Consider the following 24,517-nt stretch of genomic DNA (forward strand, 5'->3'; position numbering starts at 1 on the left):
TCCTATTGATACCCATTTATGTCCGAAAATCGGTTATTTTTTGTATGCAATGGCTTCAACTTCAACCAATGCGTCTTTTGGTAGTCTTGCTGCTTCAACACAAGAGCGAGCTGGTGCGTTTTCTGTACCAAATACCTCTGTGTACACTTCGTTAAATGCGGCGAAGTTTTCCATATCTGATAGGAAGCATGTTGTCTTCAATACTGTGTCTAGGCCCGCACCGCTTGCTTCTAGAACCGCTTTTAAGTTCTCTAGAGACTGACGAGCTTGCTCTTTGATGCCGCCTTCAACAAACTGCATGGTTTCTGGAACCAGTGGTAGTTGGCCTGATGTGTAAACCATGTCGCCATAAGCCGTACCTTGAGAGTAAGGGCCGATAGCTGCTGGTGCTTGTTCAGTGGCAATGATCTGTTTCACGATGTAACTCCTAAGTTATTAATTTTATTCTGATTTAAATTCACGGATAAACTTGTAAACCGCCTGACGGCTGATCCCAAGTAGCTCTGATACTTGTGTGGTCGTCTCTTTAAGCTCGAATACGCCGTTATCAAACAGACAACGAATGATGGCTTTGTTGCGACCTTTTGTTGAAATCGTCTCGTCTTGATCCACTTCTTGCATCGCTGCACTCAACGCTTGCTTGATGACATCATTCGCGTTGTTGCTGAACGTTTCGCTGACTAGAGTTTGCGATACATTGCATTGCGGCATCAGTGTTTTAACGATTTCAGGGAATGGGAAAGATAAGTTCATGTTGATGCACAGCATGCCTATCGGCTTTTGCTCTGGACCAGCCAAAATGCACGTGGTCGATTTCAGTAGCGAGCCATCGGCTGCATTGGTGAAATAACTCTTCGGAGAGACCTCGCCCGTTTTCTCGAATGTGCTCCACATACGTAGACCCAAATCGGTGATTGGCGAGCCAATTTCGCGGCCGGTATGATGACCATTCACGATCTTCACGACTGAATTTTCTAAGCTTTCAAATGAATGAATAACCACTTCGCAGTACGGTCCGATCAAATCGGCAATCGTGTCTGCCAAACGAAAGTAGTTGCTTAAACATTCTCTGTCTTCATCGGTGAATCGAACTTGCTTTACACTCTTCATCTTGGTTTACATTTTTGAACTCAATGACTGTAAATTACTTCTTTCGGGTTAGTTGAGCAATACAGAGTAAACTTCTGTAAACCATCAATTCACGCCTAAAACACCAACAAAAATCGAAGAATTGATCGAAATCACGCGCAATAGTTGAACAAGATCACCAAAAACATATGAGTCCGGTTTAATTTCTTAAACCACATCAAAGTTTAAATATTTAAAATCAAAGATTGCAATTTTGAACACTTTAATGATCTAGAGCAAGTTCTAAAACACAGTAAACACTTCATACGGTAATGACTCCTTAGAAGCACGAATTGATTTATAAAATCCAGTCAATTAAAGCATTCACCAAACCACTGAATGTGCATAAAACATCACCAAGCATCATTGAATTAATCCCAATTCATACTTGTAGGACGTAGCAAATTTCAAAAAGACGCAAATTAAAGAAAAAAACGGAAGAGAACAGACAAAAAAACCGAGTGCACTACACACTCGGCTTATCGATAACTCAGTAAAAGAGAGAATAAGAAAGCTTGAACTGTGATGAGAATAAGTCGCTTGGTTAATTCTAGGCAGAGCTGGGAATGTGCTGAAACCTCACCCCTGGCGAAATACCCACTTTGAACTCAACAAATAGTTGCTCACCATGCCTGTCAGTATTCCCAAAACTAATGCAACGTACACCATGAAACCTTGAGTTCCTAAGAATAAAGTGACGCCTTTGAAAACAATGAAATTTGGTAACGCACTGATACAAGCACTCATCATAAACTTTTGCCATTGTCGTAAAGGATTGGCTTTGTTGGATTGGGAAAATGTAAGCCAGCGATTACCAAGCCAGGTTGTGGTGGCCGCAAACAAAAAGGCAATACTACGGGCAATCATTAGATCCAAGCCAATAAAATGGAATAGCAACGCAAAGATAATGGTGTCGACCACAAAGCCAACACCACCGACAAAAGCAAACCGAGCAAATTTAGCCATTCGCTTCACTAGTAATACAGCTATATAGGGAGCGCTTAGAATTGGCAGTAAACTCGTTCATGCAACTTAATGATTTGTTCTTGATGAGAACATCAACTTCATGATCTTTACCAACTAAATGGTAACGAGGTAATGATTCTAGAACGGCAAGATCTTCGAGTTGTTTCGCTTGGCCTTGGCTATAAAACTGTCCAGAGAATGGACGCTTGCCAACGTAGAAGACAGGAACGTCATCTTTTACCTGCTCTAAGATCACTCGATCGCTGCGGCTATCCGCCTTACCAAGATTCAGAACTAGCATCGCGATCATCAGAAGAACCGGCAGAACAGCTGCGGTCCCAGAAAGCCACTTGAGGTCTTGCTTGTCGACTAGCATCGCGATGATTAACCCAAGCGCGGGAACTCCTGGAAGCACATATGCAGGTAAGATGTTGCCTGCCATCGTAAACAAAATCATTGGGGAAATTAGCCAACAAAGCAAAAAGGTAAATAAACCCTGATGATCGGTTTCGATCTCCTTCAGTGCTTTTCTACGCTTCAAAGCTAAAACGGGTAAAACGATAGACCATGGCGCAGCTGATTGTAGCCAGAATAACCAAATCATACCGCGAGGTTGGTCGTGGGCAGAGCCATATAAGTCCCCTTCCCAACCACTTACCACAAAGCGCTTAAAGTGTTCACCAACGATAAAGTAATCAATAAAGCCAGGGGTCGCCATCTCTGCCATGATGTACCATGGCAATGCAATTGCTAGCATCAGTGCCAATCCGGAAACAATTGGGAAACGCTGCCACAACGTTTTGAAAGCCCCCAAAAAACCATGCTGGATGATAAGCCAGGGGAATACAGCGATACCCATGATCACAATCGCCACTGGTCCCTTAGCTAGCAGACCGCACGCTAAACCAAAGAAGCCTAAATAGCCCCAAAGTCGGCTGTACTTATCTTTTCCAAGCCAGCAGTAATAGAAACCTATCATAGCTATTGTCATCGCAAGGGTAAGAGCCATGTCTGTCATGACCGCTCCCGCTGCGATAGAAAAAATGCCACAAGTCGCCAAGACGAGAGAAGCGATCAGCGCACTGAAACCTGCTCGATGAGCCATAAACGCAATAAGGCCGATTGTCAGTACACCCGCTAACCAATGGGGCGCACGAACTGCAAATTCATTCAAGCCAAATAGCTCAATACCGTATGCACTCATCCAAGTAAATAAAGGTGGCTTACCCCAGAAAGGCACACCGTAGTCAAATTGCGGGGTTAACCAATTCCCAGTTTCCACCATTAAGCGCGCCATTTCTCCATAACGGGCTTCCGTGGTGTCCATTAGAGGATAAGTAGCTAGTGAAATAAGACGGAGTAAAAGAGCAAACGCCAATAACAACCACAGGTGGGTTTTATTAATACTCATGATTACGCGGTTTCTCCCAATTTAAATTTCAGAGATTGGATGGATTGATGTTTTGCTGGCTGCTCGTAAACAGACTGAACAAGATAGAGAGGACGTTGCTTGGTCTCGACGAAAATACGCCCGATGTATTCGCCCAAAAGGCCAATAGACAGAAGTTGAACGCCACCCAATGCGAGTTGAACCACCATCATGGATGGATAACCGGTGACGGGCTCACCGAATACGACGGTTTTCATCACTATGAAAGCACCGTAAAGAAATGCACTAAACGCAACTAAAGCACCCGCCAACGTCGCCAAGCGAAGAGGACGGATTGAAAAGGACGTGATGCCATCCATAGCAAGCCCGATTAGCTTGAGATAGTTCCACTTAGTTTCTCCGCAATGACGAGCATCGCGTTCAAACTGAACCGTGACTTGCTTGAAACCAGGCCAAGAGAAAATACCTTTCATGTAACGGTTACGCTCTGGTAAGGCGTTGATGTGTTTTACCACTTTTGCACTCAACAGACGGAAATCACCTACGTTCTCCGGCACATCAAGCTTCGCCATACTGTTTAGGAGTTTGTAGAAGCAAGCCGCAGAGAAACGTTTAAACCACGTCTCACCATGACGCTCACTGCGTTGCATGTTCACCACGTCATAGCCTTCACGCCATTTGGAGACCATCTTAGGAATCAACTCTGGCGGATCCTGCAGGTCGGCGTCGATCACGATGACAGCCTCACCTTTACAATGCTCTAGGCCTGCACTCATGGCAGATTCCTTTCCAAAATTACGGCTAAGAGCAATACAACGAACCACGCTAGAGGATTGAGAAAAGTTTTGCGCGATCATTAAACTGCTATCTTGGCTACCATCATCAACGTAGATAATTTCGCAATGCTCTGGCATAGCATCTAATACATCAGTTAGGCGGCGATGAAACTCAGGAAGGACTTCCTGTTCATTGTAAAAAGGCACAATGACAGACAAAACCGGTTTAAGGTCAGAGTCTTGATTGACCTTTGAAAAGGTTGCGGCGTGAATGTTTAAAGTCGACATGCTACTCTTCCACTGGAATCTTTTAGTTGCACTAATCTACTTGTTGCAATGTGAAAGAGTTGTTGTCGACATCTTTTTCACGCCCTTAGTGCATAATGTTCGGTTAAAACAGAAAGCGATTTTCTAAAATCTGCAAAAAATGGAGAGCAATACATGAAACGCGTACTTTTAGTCGAAGATAATCGAGAAATTGCCGGCATGCTTTTCGATTATTTCGAGTGTGCAGGAATGGATCTCGATTATGCAGATAATGGTGAGTTGGGATTGAAACTTGCTATGGAAAACAGCTTCGACATTATTTTGCTCGATTTGATGCTTCCACGAATGGACGGCTTAACGGTATGCAACAAACTTAGAGATGCTGGTAACAATACTCCAGTATTGATGCTGACCGCACTTGATAGCCGTGACGATATGCTTAAAGGCTTCCAGCATGGCGCAGACGACTACCTAACCAAACCATTTGACTTGGATATCTTAGAAGCTCGAATGGAAGCACTCATCCGTCGTTATCGTGGGACTGTAGCTTCAGCCAAACTCGAGTACGGTGAAGTGTCGATTGACCAGAAAACACGAAAAGCTTACAGGCAAGACAAGTTACTGGCGCTCAATCCAACCACATACACCATCTTAGAAATGCTGGTAAAAAGTGCCCCGGATATCGTTACGCGTGAGGATATTGCATTTAGCTTGTGGCAAGAAAATGAGCCGAATAATGATGTGTTACGCAGCCATATTTACCAGCTGAGAAATCAACTCGATAAACCGTTCGAGTCACATCTGTTAAAGACAATACCGAAAGTCGGCTTTAGATTGGAGAGTGGTGAATGATACGCCGACTGCTTGACAACACACAGAGCATGACTGGGCGGTTAGCTCTGTTTTTCTCTTTGGTTTCAATCGTCATCGGTATATTTTGCTTCCTATTAGTTACAGCGTCACTACTATGGTCTGAAGATCGTGTCGGTGAGCGTCGCATCATGATAGACAAAAAAGAAGCCATAGAGCATTTTCAACTCTATCCTGATGAAGGGATCATTAAACTCGACCTGCTAACCACCGCGTACAACGATATAGAGTTAGTTCCAGCCGAATATCAAGAATACTTAGTAGGAAAAAAACAGTTTCTCGATGAAGTCGGTGACGAAATATCATCACGTATGGTCTACATGAGTACTTATACACATAATGGTGTTGAGTACCCAGTCATCCTCATTTCGCTCATTGATGAAATTGAAATCACCTACGATGAATTTATCTTCGTCGTCGCTTTAGTACTCAGTGTCGTTGCCGTCCTCATTTTTTTGTTTGGCAGTCTCTTATTGCGACTATCTCAAAGCCTAATCGAGCCTGTAAATTCATTGAAAAGCCAGTTGGATCAACATCATGGTGACCCAACGCAGATTTTTTTAGTTCCAGCCGGATCAGCACAAGAATTCCAGAAACTGGCTTCGCACCTAAACGAATACCGAAGTGAAATTAATAAAACCATCAAGCGTGAACAAGCGTTTGCTCGATATGCGAGTCACGAGCTTCGTACTCCTCTAACGGTAATGAAAGGTTCAAGCAGCTTATTGGCAAGAAGTGCGAATACAGATTTCCAAACACGCCAAGTGAATCGAATTCAGGATGCCACGCAACAGATGTCAACCATGGTGGATGCCCTACTCGGTTTAGTGCGATACGAGCGCAATGCAGATGACTCTCCTATGCGAAGCATTACCGAAGAGGAACTCAGCCAAATCATCTCCCAAAGCCAAGCTCAAGCGGATGAAAAAGCGCTCAAATTTGATGTTCAGGTAAACGGTAATCCAACAACGCGAGCCACCAAAGCGGTGCTCACTATTATTCTTGGCAACCTAATTCGCAACGGCATTGCGGCAACACCATCAGGGTCGATTCACATAAGCATGGATAAAAACACCATCTCAGTCCGTGACGAAGGGGAAGGCTTCTCAAGTATTCCTCATTCTGATGGTCATGGCTTGGGCTTGATGATTGTGGATGACTTATGCCAACGCTATGGCTGGCAATTTAAGATTGGCACACATCCAGAGGGTGGATGTGAAGCACTGATTGATCTCGCTTCAGAGTATAAAGAGTAGATCATAGCTCCACCCTAAGTAACGCGAATTGCTTAGGCGTAACTTGCTAAGAAAAAGAGTCAATCAGAGAGGTATCTTACTTGCTTAGTATCAACACAGGCAATCTGATACCTCTTTCTGATTCGCTTAATTGACACCCTATGCGATGAGCGCTGCTAATCGTTTGAATGCTTGTGACGTAGGCGCCGACTCTTCACACACAGAAAACAAGTCTTCGATAAAGTACGTCAACGCTCTGGTTTCAATGGTTCTAATCGCAGTTTGTTGCTCTTCAGATAAATAGCCGTAAATGCTCGCCGCACCAAAATCACCGAAGATCATCTCACCTTGTTCATTCACCAAGGTATTGTGTGCATACAAATCACCGTGACACACCTTGTTGTCATGCAAGTGATTAAACACATCCACCATCTGTTCAACAATGGCATTTACTTGCTCGACAGTTAAGGTAAACCCTTGTGGGAAGGTGTCTCGTGTGCAGGTTTCCAAAGTTGGCGGCAAACCTAAGTTGTAGTAGCTGTTTGGGATCAGCTCCATCACCAACGCTAACTCATTACCGTCATCCACTTGAGCGATGGATTTCACCAAGTTGTTGTGATGTCCCGCTTGCAGACACGCTTCAAGTTCATCATGTGGGTAACCGTCACTTGTCACTTCGCCCTTGAACACTTTCACCGCCACTTCACTCGGGAAGTCGTATTGAGTGTCAGTCCAGGTAGCATGAGAAATCACGCCACTCGCTCCTTGGCCGAGAACATGGTTAAGCGAGTAACTGTTTGTCGTCACTTTCGGCACACTGTCTAGAGAAGATAGATGTTTGCAGAATGGGTTACCTGCGAACGCAAACCACGCCAGCTTAGGCAGCTTCATCAATACGTCCGGGAACTGCTCTAACTGGTTCGCAGATAAACGAATCAACTCCAAATTGACCAAGTTTTCCATGCTATTAGGCAGTTGCTTGATACGGTTCCCCGCCAATGCCAGCTTTCTTAGGCGCGGTCTTTCACCAAGGCTGTTTGGGAGAGCTTCAATCTCGTTATCCGTCAGAATCAACCAACGTAACTGGCTTGGCAGCGAGGCTTCACTCACCATTTTGATCTTATTGGTTTTAAACCCAACCATCTCAAGGTTTGGTAGCTTGCCCAGAACCTCTGGCAAATGGGTGAACTGGTTATTCGAAGCAAAGATGATTTTCAGCTTGGTCAGTTGTTCCAATTCTGGAGGTAAATCTGACAGTGCGTTGCCGGATAAATCCAATACTTCAAGCGTTTCTGCAAGCTCTAAAATTTCCATCGGAAACTCAGTTAGCCCTTCCGCCAACTTCAGTTGTTTGATTCCTACTAATTGTCCTGTTTGTAATAGTTCTAGAGTCTGCAAAACCAAGCCTTCTGATTGAATGAAAATAAGCGGCGTAGTTTACGTGGCTTGAAGAAGAAACGCGAGTCGTGATACCGCTTGGTTCATTTAAGCTGTAAACCTTGTTGGATATGAAACCTTTTAAGACTCCCATGACCATCAGGAATAATCGAAAAGGTTGTATTGAAACACGGACTTTTTATCTGAGTTTAATAGCGTTACACTACGCGCCCTTTTTTACGGCAAGGTCACGTGGTTGGACACGTCAGCAGCAGCATGAAACTCTCTGAAAGCCCGATAACTCAACACAACTTTAACGGTCATACCTTTTTCCTAAAGCGTGATGACATGCTGCACTCTCACTTTTCTGGGAATAAAGCACGTAAGTTTATGGCGTTGATGGAAACGCAGAATAGCGATATCAAAACGCTTATCAGTTATGGTTCAGCCCAATCCAATGCGATGTATTCCCTTGCTGCACTGGCACAAATCAAAGGCTGGAACTTCGAGTTCTACGTTCACCACATTCCTTCTTGGCTCCAAGACGCGCCGATTGGTAACTATCGTGGCGCACTTGATCTGGGAATGACCATCACCGCAATGCAAAACATTGGCTCTGTTCTTCACCCTCTGGAGTATATTGAACAAGTGCGTGGCATGGACGAAACCACCCTTGTGGTGCCTGAAGGCGGACGAGCTTCCATTGCCGAATCGGGTGTGAAACAGCTAGCAATGGAAATCCTTGAGTGGACGCGTTTTGAAGGCAGTAGACAGTTTGTCATCGCCTTACCATCCGGAACGGGCACAACCGCACTCTATTTGAGTAAGCATTTAAAACCACACGGAATTGACGTAGTAACCTGTGCTTGCGTAGGTGACGCACAATACCTGACTGAACAATTCAATACTCTAGAAACGGATAACCATCCGACCATTTTATCCGTGCGCGATAAGCACCACTTCGGCCGTTTATACCAAAGCGATTACGAAACATGGAACGCGTTGCACGACCAAACTAACCTTGAGTTTGACCTGCTTTATGACCCTTACATGTGGCAGTGTTTACAGCCGTGGTTGGCAGAAAATAAAGACAAGACTCTCATCTATATCCATCAAGGTGGATTACTTGGCAACGAGTCCATGTTGCCAAGATATCAACGAGAATTCGAATAAACTTAGTAGCGCAATCTGGTTACTTAATGAGTGCTAGGATTGATTTAAATTCTGGCGCGCGGCAATCTTCAACCATTTCATACAAGCACATCTCCACACCAGTTAAACCAACACCATTGGCGGTCAGTTTGGCTAGCGCCAGCGCTTTGTTAGCTGGTGTTCGGGAAGAAACACAATCAGTCACAAGTTCCACTCGGTAACCCATCTGCCGCAGCGAGACCGCTGTTTGATACACGCAAATATGTGCCTCGATGCCACAAACCAACCACGTATCGACTTTGGCATTTTCTACAGCGAGTTTGAATGTCGGCTCTTTGCAACCATCAAACGTGTACTTGGCGATCGGCAGATGATCTTTCGCTAACACTTCACGAATAGGCTCTACCGTTGGCCCCAAGCGCTCTGGGTTTTGCTCTAGCCAAATAATAGGTAAGTTGAGTGCTTTCGCTCCTTTGACTAGTTTGGTGGTGCTTTCAATCAGCGCTTCGCTTTCATGCATGAGCGTTGCCAATTTACCTTGTACATCGACAACAATCAGACCCGTGGCATTTTTCGATAACATTCTCATCTCCTATGAGTCGCTTGAGAATCGACATATTCAAGCGTTTGATTAAGATAAATCTACCAGATCTACCAGATAATCAGATGAGCAAATTCGCAAAGTTATTGCCCGCTCACGCTATTGCTATTGAAATTTTTCTCTAAACAGCTCAATCAGGGCTTTAACCTTGTTTGGTAAAAACAGGTTGGATGGATAAATCAGAGTCAGATGCTGTTTAGGATGAGTAAACTCTGGCAACACTTCGACCAACTGCCCGTCCTCCAAGGCAGGCTTTGAATGCACTTGAGGTATGAATGCGATGCCGTTTCCTGCAATCGCCATTAGACGCAGCAAGTTCAAATCATCTGACCTAACCGCCACGTGTAATTCTGGGTCCAATAAATCTGCATTGTATCTATTGGTCAACAACCGATGATGTTTTAAGTCATCCATGTTTTTCAGCGGTGGATGTGCATCAAGATAGGCTTGGGATGCCACGAAATGACTACGATACGGCAATAAACTGAACTGAACATAACTGTCATCCGAGACTTTCGCAACGCTCGGAAGAAGCTGAAGGTCGAATGCTTGGCGTTTGAGATCGACACTCTCTTGATGGTTTTCAATCTCCACCGACATCTCCGGGTAGCGCGTGGTGTATTCGTTGATGATCCAATTGAACGCCGCTGAGCTCATCAACGCAGAAGGAATAGCAACCCGTACTTTACCCGTCAGCTCTTGCTGATACTCGTGCATCACCTTCAACCCTTGTTGAATATGTTCAATTGGCTGCCCCACCAGCTCAAACAGACGCTTGCCGTGCTCGGTAAGCTCAATAGTTCGCGTGGTTCGAATCAGCAGTTGGCAACCCATGGCTTTCTCTAATTCTTGCAATCGACGGCTCACTTTAGAGCGTTGCAGCTGGTTAGCTTCTGCCGCAGCACTGATGCCGCCGTGCACGACAGTTTGGCTAAACAGATGAAGATCATCAAAACTTACGTTCATTGTCCTACTTTTAGGTCATTTGTGCGCTTATTGTCATTCTACTGAATTGTGATCAACTTCTCTATAATTCGTTATCTTATTTGCTTTATAGCCCCATAAATTCAGGATTTCCTTATGACAGCGGATCATAAATTCAAACACTGGATGCGAACACTTATTGTCCTGTTCATTGTACTATTTTTCTACATCATCATTGCTGACCGACACGCGCCAATCACCACCGAAGGGCGAGTTCAAGGCTACGTAGTACAGGTTGCTCCGGAAGTATCGGGGAAAGTTACCAATGTTATGATCGACAACAACCAAGCCGTACACAAAGGCGATGTACTGTTCAAGATTGACGATCGAAAATACAAAATAGCGCTAGAGCAAGCCGAGTTGTCACTGCAATCGGCCTATGAGAAAGAAGCCACCCTTTACTCACAACGTGAAGCTGCACTGGCAAACATTGCGCGCGCTCAAGCAACTTACAACAACGCGCACAATGAATACTCCCGTCTGCAGAAGCTGTCTCAACAGAAAGTCATTTCACAATCGAACTTAGACAACGCCTACGCACAAAACCAAGTATCGCGTGCCGCCCTAAAGGCAGAGCAGCAAAACCTGAAAGTGATTGAAGCTCAACTTGGCGATAAAAAAGGCCAAAGCACCGCTGTGCGCATTGCTAAAAATGGTATCGAGAAAGCACAGCTCGATCTTGCAAATACCTCAGTACTTGCACCAAGTGACGGTGTTGTGACTAACCTGCAGTTGGAAGTGGGAACCATGGCAAACACTAACATGCCACTACTGACATTCGTTCCAACAGGTTCAATGTGGGTGGTGGCTGATTTCCGCGAGAAATCGGTTGCCAACGTCAATAACAGCTATCACGCAATGGTCGCGTTTGATGCTAATCCAGGCTCAGTCTACGACTTCGATCTGTCCAGCCGAGATTACGGTGTCGCTGCAGCACAACAAACACCCAATGGCGCGCTAACCAAAGTCGAAGTAAACAACCGTTGGGTACGAGATGCACAGCGCACTCGCGTGAATCTAACCAGTGAAGAAGCACTGCCTTCATCGCTATTTGTCGGCTCGCGAGCAACCATCGTGCTTTATCCAGACAACAGCCCGTTCTGGGCGCTGATGGCACAAGTACAAATCTATCTTGCTAGCTGGTTCCACTTTATCTACTAGGCGGCTACGATGAAAACCTTACGTATTTGGTTCGGCTGCTCAATGGGGTTGGCATTGAGCATGATCTTTGGTTGGTCATACGGTTTCTTTGCCGTCATGCTGCCACTGTTCGTGCTCGGCCGCATGGATCACTTCAGTCTGCCCTTAGTATTGATGGTGCTGTTCTCTGCGGTTTGGACCACGGTTCAAGCCACCTTTATTCTTGAATACCTGCAATTTCATCCCACCCTGATGTTTGCTGCTGTTGGCATCATGATGATGTTCAAATGCATTGCAATGATGAACCAGAAAACCTACTTGTTTGGTTATATGGGATTGCTGGTCGGCTCTATCGTACTTAACTTTGCAAGCTACGATTTCATGGATATTGAAGAGTTCAACGTCAACCTTTGGGTGATCTCATTCAGCAATATCTTTGTTTGCGCCCTTGCCTACTGGCTGTTCCCAGAGCCTGAATCAAAGATCCTGCAAACAGAAATGACCACGCCAGTGAAAAGCGATATCGACTACATTAGCCAAGTTGCAATGGGTTGGGTCGTCGCTATGGCAGCGTTTGTGGTGTTCCAAGTGGGTGATTTGTACGACTCACTCTCTGCACAAGCTTCGATACTCATTATCCTAACGCCAATGACACTGGCTGGCTCACTGGCAATGGCAAAGATACGCATCATCGGCACCGCACTAGGCTGTATTGCGGGTATGACAGTACAGTTAATTTTGGGCAGTTGGTTTGGGCACGGGTTGTTGTTCTGGCTAGCATTTACCATCGCGATGGGACCATTTTGTCTGTGGCTCACCAAGGGGCAAGCCAAAGCCGCCATTGCATTCTCGGCCATGTCTGCTCTATCCGTGCCACTAACAACATCGTTAGTACCCGAGCAAAAAGACGCGTTCTTTTCCATCTTGTACCGCTTTAGCTCTATCTTCATTGCGGTGTTGCTCACTGCCATGGTGATGTGGGTCGTACACCACTGGATTCGAGTGATGTTATTGAAGCACCCAGAGATTCAACATGTGGAAATGTAGTTGTGCATGGTGAACCGAACCTGGTTCTGGTTCTGGTTCTGGACGGTTTACGTCAGTAGCCGCTTGTGAAAACTGCGCACTATTATTCGTTATATAATTACAAACTGCCTGCGTTCTCTCTTTTTCTTATCATGAACGCAGGTGATGACCATCACCTGCAAGCCATGTAACAAACTGTTTGATTGCTATTTATTGTGATTGAACGTCACTATTTATCAATTAATCTCTCATTAAGAGCCAGTTCTGCTCGTCACCATCTGCCTGCATTTTCAAAACTCAACAAATATGTAAACAACGTGATCTAGTTGTTATATTTTTGATAACTACGATGGCAACAACTGATCCTTAAATTACGTCATACTTTCATGATCACAATTTATTAACACAAAACGCTAGAGAATTTTTCATTAACGTGTGTAAATCACACTTCAATCTCTGGTGCTCAATCTTCTATTGAAATACACCTTAAGATCACCTCATCGATTCAACTTACCCTACACATAACGAATAAAGGATTGATGAAGATGAAAAAGGTCTTACTAAAAGCGGCAGCTTTAACGCTAGCCCTTGCTGCTGCAGGCGTTCAAGCTAAAGATTATGAAATCGTAAACGTAGTTAAAGTGTCTGGCATTCCTTGGTTTAACCAAATGAATAAAGGGATCGAGCAAGCAGCTACGGATTTCGGCGTGACAGCTCGCCAGCTTGGTCCTTCCACTCCAGATCCAGCGCAACAAGTTAAAATTATTGAAGACTTAATTGCCAAAGGCGTTGATGCAATTACTGTGGTACCGAATGATGTAACTGTATTGGAGCCAGTATTTAAAAAAGCTCGTGAGAAAGGGATTATCGTATTAACCCATGAGTCACCAGATGGACATGGCGCGGATTGGGATATCGAAACGATTGATAACCAAGCCTACGCGAAAGCAACCATGGATGAGCTTGCAAAAAATATGGACAAGCAAGGTGGTTACGCGGTTTATGTTGGCTCATTAACGGTGCCACTGCATAACAACTGGGCAAATCTAGCCATCGATTACCAAAAGAAAACCTACCCAGACATGTATGAAGTCACTAGCCGTATGCCAGTTGCTGAAAGCATCGATCAATCTTATGCCGCAACGAATGACCTGATGAAAGCACACCCAGATATGGCAGGCATCGTTTCTTACGGTTCATTAGGTGGCATCGGCGCAGGTGAAGCCATTAAGAAAAAACGCGCAAAAGACAAAATCAGCGTCGTGGGTATTATGATGCCAAGCCAAGCTGCTCCGTACTTAGCTCGTGGCGAGATTGATAAAGGCTTCTTGTGGAACCCAGCAGATGCAGGCTACGCCATGGTTGCCGTTGCTAAGCAAATGCTCGAAGGCAAAGACGTATCTCAAGGGGTCACTGTCCAAGGGCTGGGCGATGCAGAAATCGATACGCAAAACCGCGTGATCAAGTTTAACAAGATTCTAGAAGTGGATAAAACCAACGCACGTCAGCTTGGTTTCTAAGCTAAACAAACTCTGTTCTAAATTGGGCGGTGCAACGCCGCCCTACCATATTGGAAATGATCATGTCTGGAACTCCTTTTATTACCCTCAAGCAAGTATCCAAGCACTTTGGTTCCGTGAAGGCATTGGATGGGATAAACCTAACATTCAATCAGGGTGAGGTGCACTGCTTAGCCGGCAAAAATGGCTGTGGGAAAAGCACACTATTTAAAGTGATATCTGGCGTTCACGCACCAGAGAAAGGCGCTGAAATCACATTAGCGGGCAAACGCTACTCTCGACTCACTCCACAGCAATCAATAGAACACGGCATTCAAGTTATCTATCAAGACTTATCCCTATTCCCAAACTTGACTGTCGCTGAGAATATTGCCATTCAGGATCATGTTGAATGGACAAAAGGGCTGGTGCAACAAAAGCGTATCCAAAGCATTGCAACTCAAGCAATGGCAAAAGTCGGTGTCAAATTACCACTGGATAAACGCGTTGAGCAGCTTTCAATTGCCGAATGTCAGCTCGTCGCCATTTGCCGAGCCATGGCATCTGATGCCAAATTAATGATCATGGATGAGCCAACCGCCTCACTCACTCGCACCGAAGTGAATCACCTCATCGAAGTGGTCGCAGACCTTAAATCCAAAGGCGTCACTGTGGTATTTGTGAGCCACAAGCTTGATGAAGTAATGGAGATCTCCGACCGAATCACTGTCATTCGTGATGGCCGCACCATCGGGACCTATCAAGCTGATGAAGTCGACAGTGACGAATTGGCTTTTCTAATGACCGGACAACGATTCGAATTCACTCCTCTTGCCGATTACCACCAGCAAGGTGCCGTCAAACTTGAAGTCGAAAAGCTGTCAAAACGTGGCCAGTTTGACGATATTTCATTTCAAGTTCGTGCGGGAGAGATCGTCTCCATCACCGGCTTACTTGGCGCAGGCCGAACCGAATTGTGCATGGCACTGTTCGGCATGACTCAACCAGACAGCGGCGTTATCCGCATAAACGGCCAACCAACTACATTCAAATCTAACCGTGACGCGATTTCTCAAGGCATCGGTTATGTCTCTGAAGACCGCATGTCGACTGGGTTGGTGATGGAACAAGCGATTCAAGACAACATTACCGCCTCAGTCATGCACAGACTGAAGAAGCCCTCAGGTTTTCTTGACCATCTAAAGGCAAACAAGCTCGTCGATAGATTGATTTATTCATTGTCCATCAAAGTCGCGGATCCAAAACTCCCGGTAACCAGTTTATCCGGTGGTAATGCGCAGCGTATCTCTATCGCAAAATGGATTGCCGCAGAACCAGAAGTGCTCATCCTTGACTCTCCGACCGTGGGTGTCGACGTTGCCAACAAAGAAGCAATCTACACCATCGCAAAAGACCTTGCCGCAAAAGGAATGGCAATCATCATGGTCAGCGATGAAATCCCAGAAGTGTTCTACAACAGTCACCGCGTGATTGTGATGAAAGAAGGACGTTTTACTCATGACTTCCAACCCGCTCACTCTACCGAGCAACAAATCATGGAGGCAGTCAATGCTTAACCAGTTTCGTTGTTCCTTATCTTCATTCACCAAGCGTCATGAGTTCTACCTCTCATTGATGATTGTGTTGATTGTCGCAGTGCTGACTTTTACCTCTGAAGATTTCCTCACTCTTGGCAACATCTTTGATATGTCAGTCAGCTCTGCATTGCTAGGCATCATGGCTTGTGGTTTGTTTGTCGTGCTTATCGCTGGCGGCATCGACATCTCATTCCCAGCAACCGCTGCGATTGCGCAGTACATCACCGCGACGTATATTTTGACGATTGGTGGTAACTTCATGATTGCGTTTGCTATTGCAACGGTTGTGGGTGTGTTACTTGGCATGATCAACGCCACACTGGTATACAAACTCAAGGTGCCAGCGATCATCATTACCATTTCAACATTGAACGTGTTCTTTGGCTTACTGATTTACTTTAGTAACGGTGAATGGTTGTACGGTTTTCCTGACTGGTTTATGGATGGTATTGAGCTGTTCACGTTTACCGGTAGTGACGGCTATGACTATGGTTTATCACTGCCAATCTTAACCTTAGTGGCAATGATTGCCCTCACCTCATTCCTGATGTCTAAAACCCGCTTAGGTCGTCAGATTTACGCGGTAGGCGGCAATGCAGACGCGGCGAGTCGTATTGGTATTAACCTCTTTGGTATTAATCTGTTCGTTTATGGCTACATGGGAGCACTAGCAGGCATTGCTTCAGTGGTTCAAACCCAAATTACCCAATCAGTCGCTCCTAACTCTCTTATGGGGTTTGAGCTTACGGTACTGGCTGCAGTTGTACTTGGTGGCACGAGTATGACAGGAGGCAAAGGTACGCTGCTTGGCGTGGTCCTTGGGGTTATCTTGCTCGCCGTTGCTAAGAACGGCCTGACGTTGCTCGGTGTACCTTCATATTGGCACACGGTGGTAACTGGCTTAATCATTGTTTGCAGCATCAGCATGACGGCAATCAATGAGAAAAAACAAGCGCTACAAGAGGCATAAACCATGGAACAAGTGCTAAATAGTTTAAAGCTACCGACAGACAAGAACATTCGTTACTTACTGGTGATTTTAGTTGGCATTCTCACCGTTATGGCGTTCTCAAGTGGGCAAGCATTCTTCTCCATTGATAACTTACAATCGATGTCATCGCAAATGCCACTGCTCGGTCTACTGGCACTGGCAATGGCCGTGTGCATGCTGACTGGTGGTATCAACCTATCGATCATTGCAACAACCAACGCGTGTGGTTTGGTAATGGCGAGCATCATTACTCAAGCTCCTGATAGCTCAACAATGCTTGTCTTGGCGCTCTTCGGAGGCCTCATTACCGCTACGGTTATCGGTTTGCTCAACGGTGCATTGATCGCGTACGTTGGCGTTTCACCAATACTCGCGACCTTAGGGACAATGACCCTGATTAACGGTCTGAACGTGTTGATCTCTGGCGGTAGTGTTATCTCTGGTTTCCCAGAAGCCCTTTTGGTACTCGGCAACGGCTCTATCTTTGGTGTACCTATGCCGCTGATCTTGTTCGTTGGCTTTGCAATCGGCTTATGGGCACTATTGGAACACACCAGTTTAGGTCGAACCATCTACCTGATGGGGTCCAATGAAAAAGCCACTCGTTTCTCTGGTATCAACACACAAAAAGCGACCTTGTACGTTTATGTCACCTCTTCTGTGCTTTGCTGGGTCGCAGCCATTGTGATGATGGCAAAATTCAACTCTGCGAAGGCTGGCTACGGAGAATCCTATCTTTTGACGGCCATTCTCGCTTCAGTACTGGGGGGGAATTAACCCAGACGGTGGTTTTGGACGCATTATCGGAATTGGTCTTGCGCTTATCGTATTACAAACATTAGAAAGTGGCTTTAATTTGCTGGGAGTGAGCAGCTATCTCACTATGGCGCTATGGGGCGGCATCTTGATCTTATTTATCTTCTTACAAAAAAATAAGGCTTAACGGAGCAGTATATGAGTATTTATTTTATCGGCGTTGATGTAGGCAGTGGCAGCGCGCGTGCGGGTGTCTTTAACGCAGAAGGTCGTAAAGTGGGCGAAGCCAAACGCGACACCATGATGTTCAAACCTCAAGCTAACTTCGTTGAGCAATCTTCCGATGACATCTGGCAATGTGTATGTCTTGCGGTTAAAGATGCGGTTTCTCAAGCCAACATCGACCCTATCCAAGTCAAAGGCATCGGTTTCGATGCAACTTGTTCATTAGTCGTGTTGGATAAAAGCGGCCAGCCGCTAACGGTGAGCCCTACTGGGCGCAGCGAACAAAACGTCGTAATGTGGATGGACCATCGCGCTATTGCGCAAGCCGATCGGATCAACAAAACTCAGCATCCTGTATTGGCTTATGTGGGCAACCGTATCTCACCAGAGATGCAAACACCTAAGCTGCTTTGGCTCAAGCAAAACATGCCAAATACATGGGCAAAAGCAGGTTACTTCTTCGACCTGCCCGACTTTTTAACTTGGAAAGCAACATTCGATGCCAGTCGCTCCCTTTGCTCAACCGTATGTAAATGGACATACCTTGGCCATGAAAACAAATGGGATCGAGGCTTTTTCGAACTGATTGGTTTGGAAGACCTATTGGAAGATAATGCAAAAACCATTGGTGACAGAATTCTACCTATGGGTCAGCCTGTCGGTGACGGTCTAACCGTGCACGCTGCCGATGACTTAGGCTTAACCCCAGGAACAGCCGTGGGCACATCCATCATCGACGCCCATGCCGGTGGTATTGGTGTTCTTGGTGCCTCAGGGATGACGGGTGAGAAAGCCGACTTTAACAAACGCCTCGCTTTGATCGGCGGTACCTCGTCTTGTCATATGGCAGCATCAAAGACTGCTCGATTCATTGATGGTGTTTGGGGAGCGTACTACAGTGCAATGATCCCAGGTTACTGGCTCAACGAAGGTGGACAATCAGCTACCGGTGCTTTGATCGACCACATCATCACCTCTCACCCACTGTATGAAAACGCGAAGGAGCTAGCCGATAAACAAGGCAAAACCGTTTATCAACTATTAAACGATCGTTTGTTGGAACTTGCTGGCAATAAAGAAGACATCGCATTTTTGACAAAAGACATCCATGTTCTGCCTTACTTCCATGGCAACCGCTCACCGAGAGCGAATGCTCATTTGACTGGCACAATCACCGGACTAAAAATGTCAAAAACGTTGGATGATATGGCATTGCAGTACCTTGCAACCATTCAAGGCATCGCACTCGGCACACGCCATATTATCGAAGTGATGAATGACTCAGGCTATGACATCGATACCATTATGGCCTGTGGCGGTGGTACGAAAAACAGTGTCTTTCTACAAGAGCATGCCAACGCGACTGGCTGTATGATCCTACTGCCAGAAGAGAGTGAAGCCGTACTTCTTGGCTCTGCAATGTTAGGCTCCGTGGCTGCAGGGTTCTACAGTGATATTCCAGATGCGATGAATGCGATGAGTCGGATAAGCAAAAGCGTGATGCCTCAGACAGAGAAAATAAAACACTTCTATGATGCGAAGTACAAAATTTTCCACAAAATGTATGAGGACGATGCTCAATACAAACGTCTAATGGAAGCGTTTTAAAACACCAAACCCAAGGCTCATCACCTTGGGTTTTCTAATTCTGGGTACAGATAAGCCATACCATCACATTGGCTCACTCATCCCTTAGATAAATGATTTAAAGGAGCCCATCCCCATTCACCTAACGCCCCAACCTTCTCGCACCATATCCAGCCATTTAGCTCATATTCTTCGACAAGTTCATCGCCCACTGACAGCGTGTGTTCTTTTGCAAAGTAATCTTTGCGCACCAGAACATCGCGGCCTTCAATTGTAAGTATTTGCTTTGGCACCCAGCCTTCTTTCCCGACGCCTTTACAGAATACCCAATTGGCCCAATCCCCATTTGGGTCGGACTCTTCAATAAATTGTAATTGTTCACCTTCAGACACCTGTATCGGATCCTTTGGTGCATCTGTGTACTCTTTGATTACCTTATATTTCATGGTTTTATTCCTGATCGGTTCTTAACGTCTGTTGATTGGGTTAGCAATGCAACCTAAACGTTGCTTAGCTCAGAGGAATTGAAGGAAAACATACGGACTTCATCACGTGGGAACCAACCCAACTTCTCATAAAATGCTTGCGCATTAAGGTTTTCATTAGCAACAAAAAGGTGAGTTTTCGCAATCCCTACTTGTGACAACGCATCCACTGCACTTGAGATAAGTCGAGCACCAGTACCCAAGCCTCGGTACTCAGGCTTAACCGCTAAATGTTGAACATAACCTCTACGCCCATCTGTCCCGACTAAAATGGCGCCGACAACCACATCATCATCCAACGCGACAAAACTCAAACCAGGATTGCGTTCTAGATATTTGGCGATATTTTCTTTGGAATCGGCATCCCTTAGCAGCATGGCTTCTGTTTCAGACCACAACGCAATAACCTGATCATAGTCTGAGATTTCCATTTCTCTTATCACAGTAAACTTCCCTAAAAACAAAATGATGCAATTGCTCTTTACTCTATAGACACATCAAGCGGCTTACCAGCCAGTTTTGTATAAAATGCCAATAGTCACGCATCAATACGAAGGAGTCGAAAATGCAGGTTTAACTTGAGGGTGCTTGAATTCGGTCGAATAAAAGATGAGATATTTGAGCCTATTAAGCTATTGTTTTTGCGCAATCAGAAAGTCTTTTTGCAAGCGCAATAGGCTCAAGTGCAAGTAAGAACATAGCGTGATGCACTTACCTGTTAACGCGATTACCAGTTACAAGTATCGTTTCGTTTTGGATCTAGCTTTAGGCTGGTTTCAGTGAACCACTGTGAGGTAAATCCATCAGCAGGAAATAACTCTGTTCTGTCGTCTGAGATCTTAAAAGTGAACTTGCCGTTCGAGTTCAACACGACGTAGTTACCGTCGTCTTTCTCCTCAATTTGGTACAATCTTGGAGCCATGCCAGCGTATGCTTTACCGCTATCACAGAAGATAGCTTCATCCATCAAAGATGACTCATCTTGGTTAACATAAACCCCTTCCAACCATTCAGCAGCAAAACAGCCATTAGCAACCAAACCTAGCGAACAAAGCGATAACAACAGTGATAATTTTTTCATTGTTTCCTCTATATAATCACTTATCTATCCAAGTGGCTTCATCACAAATAATTTAGCCACTACATATGAATCGTGATTAATATACTGATTTTATATATTCAGCTCTAGTTGATTAAATAGGCATTTTTTGTTTCCGAATTAAAATCACAAAGGGACCAAATTTTATTAGATGCCTTATCTAATACTAACTTTCATAAAATACAACCAATCTATACTGTTGATTTAATAAACAAAAAAACCAAGTGCTGTGAAGTTCAAGGGTTATCGCCATTTCCAAGCGAGTGGTTAGCAGATTCCTAGTCTCGTTTAGACTCGCTGGAATGACCCGACCTTGGGTACAAAGCGAATAGTTGAGTAGGTGAGCAACGTATCTCCCAACTTACGTCATCCTGAACAGCGAGGGACGAGCGTGATTCAGGATCTACCCACCAAGTGCTGTGAAGTTCTATGGTTATCGTCATGTCCCAGCGAGTTGTTAGCGGATTCCTAGTCTCGCTTAAACTCGCTGGAATGACCCAATTTTGGATACACACCAAATATAAAAATATCGGGAGCACCGTATCTATCAACGTCCGTCATCCTGAACAGCGAGGGACGAGCATGATTCAGGATCTACCCGCAGAGTGCTGTGAAGTTCGAAGGTTATCGCCATTTCCCAGCGAGTTGTTAGCAGACTCTTGGACTCTCTGGAATGCCCCTAACTTGAGTTTATTGTGTCGAACCTAAGTTTTGATATTAATCAGCCAACTCTCTGCGGATAATCTCTGCGCCTGCGCTGAGTGCATTGAGCTTCGCAGTTGAGACTTCGCGAGATAGAGGCGCCATGCCGCAGTTGGTGCATGGGTAAAGTTTGTCGGCGTCGACGTACTTAAGTGCTTCGCGCAGTGTTTCTGCAACCTCTTCTGGCGTTTCAATCTCGTTGGTTGCTACATCAATTGCACCAACCATCACCTTCTTACCGCGGATAAGTTCAAGTAGTTCGATAGGTACACGCGAGTTATGACATTCAAGTGAGATAATATCGATATTGGACTTTTGTAGCTTTGGGAACACCTCTTCGTATTGTCGCCACTCAGAGCCCAGCGTCTTCTTCCAATCCGTATTGGCTTTGATGCCGTAGCCATAGCAGATATGTACAGCCGTTTCGCATTTTAGCCCTTCGATAGCACGCTCTAGACAGGCAATGCCCCACTCGTTCACATCATCAAAGAAGACGTTAAATGCGGGCTCATCAAATTGGATAATGTCGACACCTGCCGCTTCAAGCTCTTTGGCTTCTTGGTTAAGAATCTTTGCAAATTCCCAAGCGAGTTTTTCACGGCTACCGTAGTGATCATCATACAGTGTGTCGATCATCGTCATTGGCCCCGGCAGCGCCCACTTGATCGGTTGGTTGGTTTGCTGACGCAAGAACTTCGCACCTTCCACAAACACAGGTTTGGTTCGGCTTACTGGGCCAACAACCGTCGGTACACTCGCGTCATAACGATTACGAATGGTCACGGTTTTGCGGTTCTCAAAGTCTACGCCACTAAGGTGTTCAATAAAGGTCGTCACAAAGTGTTGGCGAGTTTGTTCACCGTCACTGACAATATCGACCCCTGCCAGTTCTTGCTCTTGCAAAGAGACACGCAGCGCATCGCGTTTACCATCAATAAGCTCGTCGCCTTGCAGTTTCCACGGAGACCAAAGCGTCTCTGGTTGAGCCAGCCAAGAAGGCTTAGGTAAGCTGCCCGCCGTTGAAGTCGGTAATAGTGTTTTCATCGTCATTCCCTTCTAGATTCTCGTTTTCGATTACGCGTAGTTTGCAGACCATTGCTCAAGGATCGCTTGATAAGGCTTGATGAAGTGCTCCTCAGCAAACTTCCCTTGCTCTTTTGCAAGCTGGCTGCGCTCTTCGCGGTCATAAACGATTTGGGTTAACGAGTGATCAAGATTCTTCAAGTTCGGTTGGTAGCACTGGCCGGCTACCGCGTTCGCGTTGTAAATCTCTGGGCGATAAATCTTTTGGAACGTCTCCATGGTACTGATGGTGCTGATCAGCTCTAGATTCGAGTAGTCATTCAACAAGTCACCGAAGAAGTAAAACGCCAACGGAGCGACACTGTTTGGCGGCATAAAGTAGCGCACCTGTAAGCCCATCTTTTTGAAGTACTGCTCAGTCAATGACGATTCGTTTGGCTGATATTCAAAACCCAACACTGGATGCTGGTTGTCAGTACGGCGGTAAACTTTGTTGTCCGACACACTCAAGCAAATCACTGGCGGCTTTTGGAAATGTTGTTGGTACGATTCCGACTTCACGAACGCTTTAAACAGCTTACCGTGCAACTCACCAAAATCGGCAGGAATGCTAAATTGAGGCTGGTCTTTGTTGTGGTCTAACAGCAGAACGCTAAAGTCGTAATCGCGCACATAAGAAGAGAAGTTGTTACCCACAATGCCTTCGATGCGTTCATTGGTTTTGCGGTCAATAATGTTGGTTTTAAGCACTTCAATGGATGGGAACGCTTCGCCACTGCCTTGAATATCCATATCCACAGAGATGATTTCCAACTCGACACTGTAACGATCGCCATTTGGGTTATCCCAATGTGCCAAAGCATTAAAACGATTGTCGATCATGCGCAGTGCATTGCGAAGGTTATTTTGGCGGCTGTCACCACGAGCTAGGTTAGCAAAGTTGGTAGTGATGCGCGTGCTGTCTGATGGTTGGTAGTTCTCATCAAAACGGATGCTCTTAATAGCAAAGTTGAAATCGTTATTCATGGTGAGTTGGTATCCTATTTCCTTAGATAAACGCTGACTGATTCCTAACTCTGTTCTTGGGGATGGTTGTGTTTTTTGATTTTCCCAATCGTCAGTGTGTGCAGCGTTTACTTCGAAAATTCAGTTCAAAAACAGCTGTCACAGTGCCTAACACCAGAGCAGTCTGTTTTTTATACTTGCTTCGTTACTTGAATAACATTGGTAATACTTCACGTTGAACATGAAGGAATTTCATGGTTTGAGTACGTAACTCCGACTGAGTTACAATTCCGAGGCGAACGAATGTTCAAGCCTCGTTACTAGCAACTGCTAGAGCCATCAGAGGAGCTACTAATAGATTGAATTTAACTCTAGCAGTTCATTGTTTTATAAAATGGAAAGTAGAAAGGTATTATCCGGAATACAGCTAGTGTTCTAAAATACGAGAACACAGATGCGGAGTTTAGTTAACGACTCTCCGTTGTATTGTGTTCTGACATCCACAATGCTCCACCTTTCCTTCCTATAACAGTTTACTACTATAAATCAGACCACTTGAGTAGCCTGATTTTTAAAAGTAACAACAATGAAATCCACACCTACCTCTTTTCTAAGGTGATTACGGTTCCGTACAA

At 45.3% G+C, this 24,517-nt stretch carries 22 protein-coding genes and 1 pseudogene; 10 read left to right on the forward strand and 13 right to left on the reverse strand.

Annotated features, from left to right (window positions below; genetic code table 11):
- Window positions 1–33: 33 nt before the first annotated feature.
- The 5 genes from B853_RS09090 to B853_RS09110 form a co-directional block, all read right to left on the reverse strand.
- Window positions 34–417, reverse strand: coding sequence for a RidA family protein (locus B853_RS09090; RefSeq protein ID WP_010447452.1), 384 nt, complete (start codon window positions 415–417; stop codon window positions 34–36).
- Window positions 418–441: 24 nt separating this feature from the next.
- Window positions 442–1,110: a helix-turn-helix transcriptional regulator gene (locus B853_RS09095; protein WP_038885041.1), complete on the reverse strand. Its 669-nt coding sequence runs from the start codon at window positions 1,108–1,110 to the stop codon at window positions 442–444.
- Window positions 1,111–1,707: 597 nt separating this feature from the next.
- Window positions 1,708–2,094, reverse strand: a complete 387-nt coding sequence (locus tag B853_RS09100; RefSeq protein ID WP_173399865.1) for a GtrA family protein — start codon at window positions 2,092–2,094, stop codon at window positions 1,708–1,710.
- Window positions 2,087–3,505: an ArnT family glycosyltransferase gene (locus B853_RS09105; protein ID WP_038885044.1), complete on the reverse strand. Its 1,419-nt coding sequence runs from the start codon at window positions 3,503–3,505 to the stop codon at window positions 2,087–2,089. The genes B853_RS09100 and B853_RS09105 overlap by 8 nt, the downstream gene beginning before the upstream one ends.
- Window positions 3,506–3,507: 2 nt before the next feature.
- Entirely contained in the window at window positions 3,508–4,548 is a 1,041-nt protein-coding gene (locus B853_RS09110; protein ID WP_038885045.1) for a glycosyltransferase family 2 protein, read from the reverse strand.
- 153 nt (window positions 4,549–4,701) lie between these two features.
- Between B853_RS09110 and B853_RS09115 the strand changes: the two genes are divergently transcribed.
- Both B853_RS09115 and B853_RS09120 read left to right on the forward strand, forming a co-directional pair.
- The gene (locus tag B853_RS09115) at window positions 4,702–5,379 is read left to right on the forward strand and encodes a response regulator transcription factor (RefSeq protein WP_010447445.1); all 678 of its coding nucleotides are present in this window, start codon (window positions 4,702–4,704) and stop codon (window positions 5,377–5,379) included.
- A complete protein-coding gene (locus tag B853_RS09120; protein WP_038885046.1) occupies window positions 5,376–6,653 on the forward strand; it encodes a sensor histidine kinase in 1,278 nt (425 codons plus the stop codon). The genes B853_RS09115 and B853_RS09120 overlap by 4 nt, the downstream gene beginning before the upstream one ends.
- A gap of 138 nt (window positions 6,654–6,791) precedes the next feature.
- On the opposite strand, the gene B853_RS09125 is transcribed toward B853_RS09120, so the two are convergent.
- Window positions 6,792–8,030 (reverse strand): leucine-rich repeat-containing protein kinase family protein, encoded by a 1,239-nt coding sequence (locus B853_RS09125; protein ID WP_038885047.1) that lies wholly within the window; start codon window positions 8,028–8,030, stop codon window positions 6,792–6,794.
- Between the two features lie 255 nt (window positions 8,031–8,285).
- Between B853_RS09125 and B853_RS09130 the strand changes: the two genes are divergently transcribed.
- Window positions 8,286–9,182 (forward strand): 1-aminocyclopropane-1-carboxylate deaminase/D-cysteine desulfhydrase, encoded by an 897-nt coding sequence (locus B853_RS09130; protein WP_038885048.1) that lies wholly within the window; start codon window positions 8,286–8,288, stop codon window positions 9,180–9,182.
- Between the two features lie 19 nt (window positions 9,183–9,201).
- Here B853_RS09130 and B853_RS09135 read toward each other — a convergent pair whose 3' ends face one another.
- Window positions 9,202–9,744, reverse strand: coding sequence for a hydrolase (locus B853_RS09135; RefSeq protein ID WP_038885049.1), 543 nt, complete (start codon window positions 9,742–9,744; stop codon window positions 9,202–9,204).
- A gap of 123 nt (window positions 9,745–9,867) precedes the next feature.
- A complete protein-coding gene (locus tag B853_RS09140) occupies window positions 9,868–10,728 on the reverse strand; it encodes a LysR family transcriptional regulator (protein ID WP_038885050.1) in 861 nt (286 codons plus the stop codon).
- Between the two features lie 114 nt (window positions 10,729–10,842).
- Here B853_RS09140 and B853_RS09145 point away from each other — a divergent pair, with 114 nt between their 5' ends.
- The 7 genes and pseudogenes from B853_RS09145 (at window position 10,843) to B853_RS09175 (ending at window position 19,589) form a co-directional block, all read left to right on the forward strand.
- Window positions 10,843–11,907 carry an HlyD family secretion protein gene (locus tag B853_RS09145; protein ID WP_038885051.1) on the forward strand — a complete coding sequence of 355 codons (1,065 nt, stop codon included), beginning with the start codon at window positions 10,843–10,845 and terminating at the stop codon, window positions 11,905–11,907.
- A gap of 9 nt (window positions 11,908–11,916) precedes the next feature.
- Window positions 11,917–12,933, forward strand: a complete 1,017-nt coding sequence (locus tag B853_RS09150; RefSeq protein ID WP_038885053.1) for a DUF2955 domain-containing protein — start codon at window positions 11,917–11,919, stop codon at window positions 12,931–12,933.
- Between the two features lie 524 nt (window positions 12,934–13,457).
- A complete protein-coding gene (locus B853_RS09155; RefSeq protein ID WP_038885054.1) occupies window positions 13,458–14,432 on the forward strand; it encodes an autoinducer 2 ABC transporter substrate-binding protein in 975 nt (324 codons plus the stop codon).
- 62 nt (window positions 14,433–14,494) lie between these two features.
- Entirely contained in the window at window positions 14,495–15,988 is a 1,494-nt protein-coding gene (locus B853_RS09160; RefSeq protein WP_038885055.1) for a sugar ABC transporter ATP-binding protein, read from the forward strand.
- Window positions 15,981–16,979 (forward strand): ABC transporter permease, encoded by a 999-nt coding sequence (locus B853_RS09165; RefSeq protein ID WP_038885056.1) that lies wholly within the window; start codon window positions 15,981–15,983, stop codon window positions 16,977–16,979. The genes B853_RS09160 and B853_RS09165 overlap by 8 nt, the downstream gene beginning before the upstream one ends.
- Window positions 16,980–16,982: 3 nt before the next feature.
- Window positions 16,983–17,943, forward strand: a pseudogene (locus B853_RS09170) (ABC transporter permease).
- An 11-nt stretch (window positions 17,944–17,954) separates the two neighbouring features.
- Window positions 17,955–19,589, forward strand: coding sequence for an FGGY-family carbohydrate kinase (locus tag B853_RS09175; RefSeq protein ID WP_010447431.1), 1,635 nt, complete (start codon window positions 17,955–17,957; stop codon window positions 19,587–19,589).
- A gap of 77 nt (window positions 19,590–19,666) precedes the next feature.
- Here the strand turns inward: B853_RS09175 and B853_RS09180 are convergent, their stop codons facing one another.
- The 5 genes from B853_RS09180 to B853_RS09200 all read right to left on the reverse strand — a co-directional run bounded on the left by B853_RS09180 (window position 19,667) and on the right by B853_RS09200 (window position 23,903).
- The gene (locus B853_RS09180) at window positions 19,667–20,014 is read right to left on the reverse strand and encodes an SH3 domain-containing protein (RefSeq protein WP_038885058.1); all 348 of its coding nucleotides are present in this window, start codon (window positions 20,012–20,014) and stop codon (window positions 19,667–19,669) included.
- Window positions 20,015–20,067: 53 nt separating this feature from the next.
- Window positions 20,068–20,484 (reverse strand): GNAT family N-acetyltransferase, encoded by a 417-nt coding sequence (locus B853_RS09185; protein WP_038885059.1) that lies wholly within the window; start codon window positions 20,482–20,484, stop codon window positions 20,068–20,070.
- 296 nt (window positions 20,485–20,780) lie between these two features.
- Window positions 20,781–21,134: a hypothetical protein gene (locus B853_RS09190; RefSeq protein WP_038885060.1), complete on the reverse strand. Its 354-nt coding sequence runs from the start codon at window positions 21,132–21,134 to the stop codon at window positions 20,781–20,783.
- Between the two features lie 735 nt (window positions 21,135–21,869).
- The gene (locus B853_RS09195; protein ID WP_038885061.1) at window positions 21,870–22,898 is read right to left on the reverse strand and encodes a methionine synthase; all 1,029 of its coding nucleotides are present in this window, start codon (window positions 22,896–22,898) and stop codon (window positions 21,870–21,872) included.
- Window positions 22,899–22,928: 30 nt separating this feature from the next.
- The gene (locus B853_RS09200) at window positions 22,929–23,903 is read right to left on the reverse strand and encodes a DUF1852 domain-containing protein (protein ID WP_005443333.1); all 975 of its coding nucleotides are present in this window, start codon (window positions 23,901–23,903) and stop codon (window positions 22,929–22,931) included.
- Between the last annotated feature and the right edge of the window lie 614 nt (window positions 23,904–24,517).

The sequence above is a fragment of the Vibrio rotiferianus CAIM 577 = LMG 21460 genome (assembly GCF_002741985.1).
Classification (GTDB): domain Bacteria; phylum Pseudomonadota; class Gammaproteobacteria; order Enterobacterales; family Vibrionaceae; genus Vibrio; species Vibrio rotiferianus.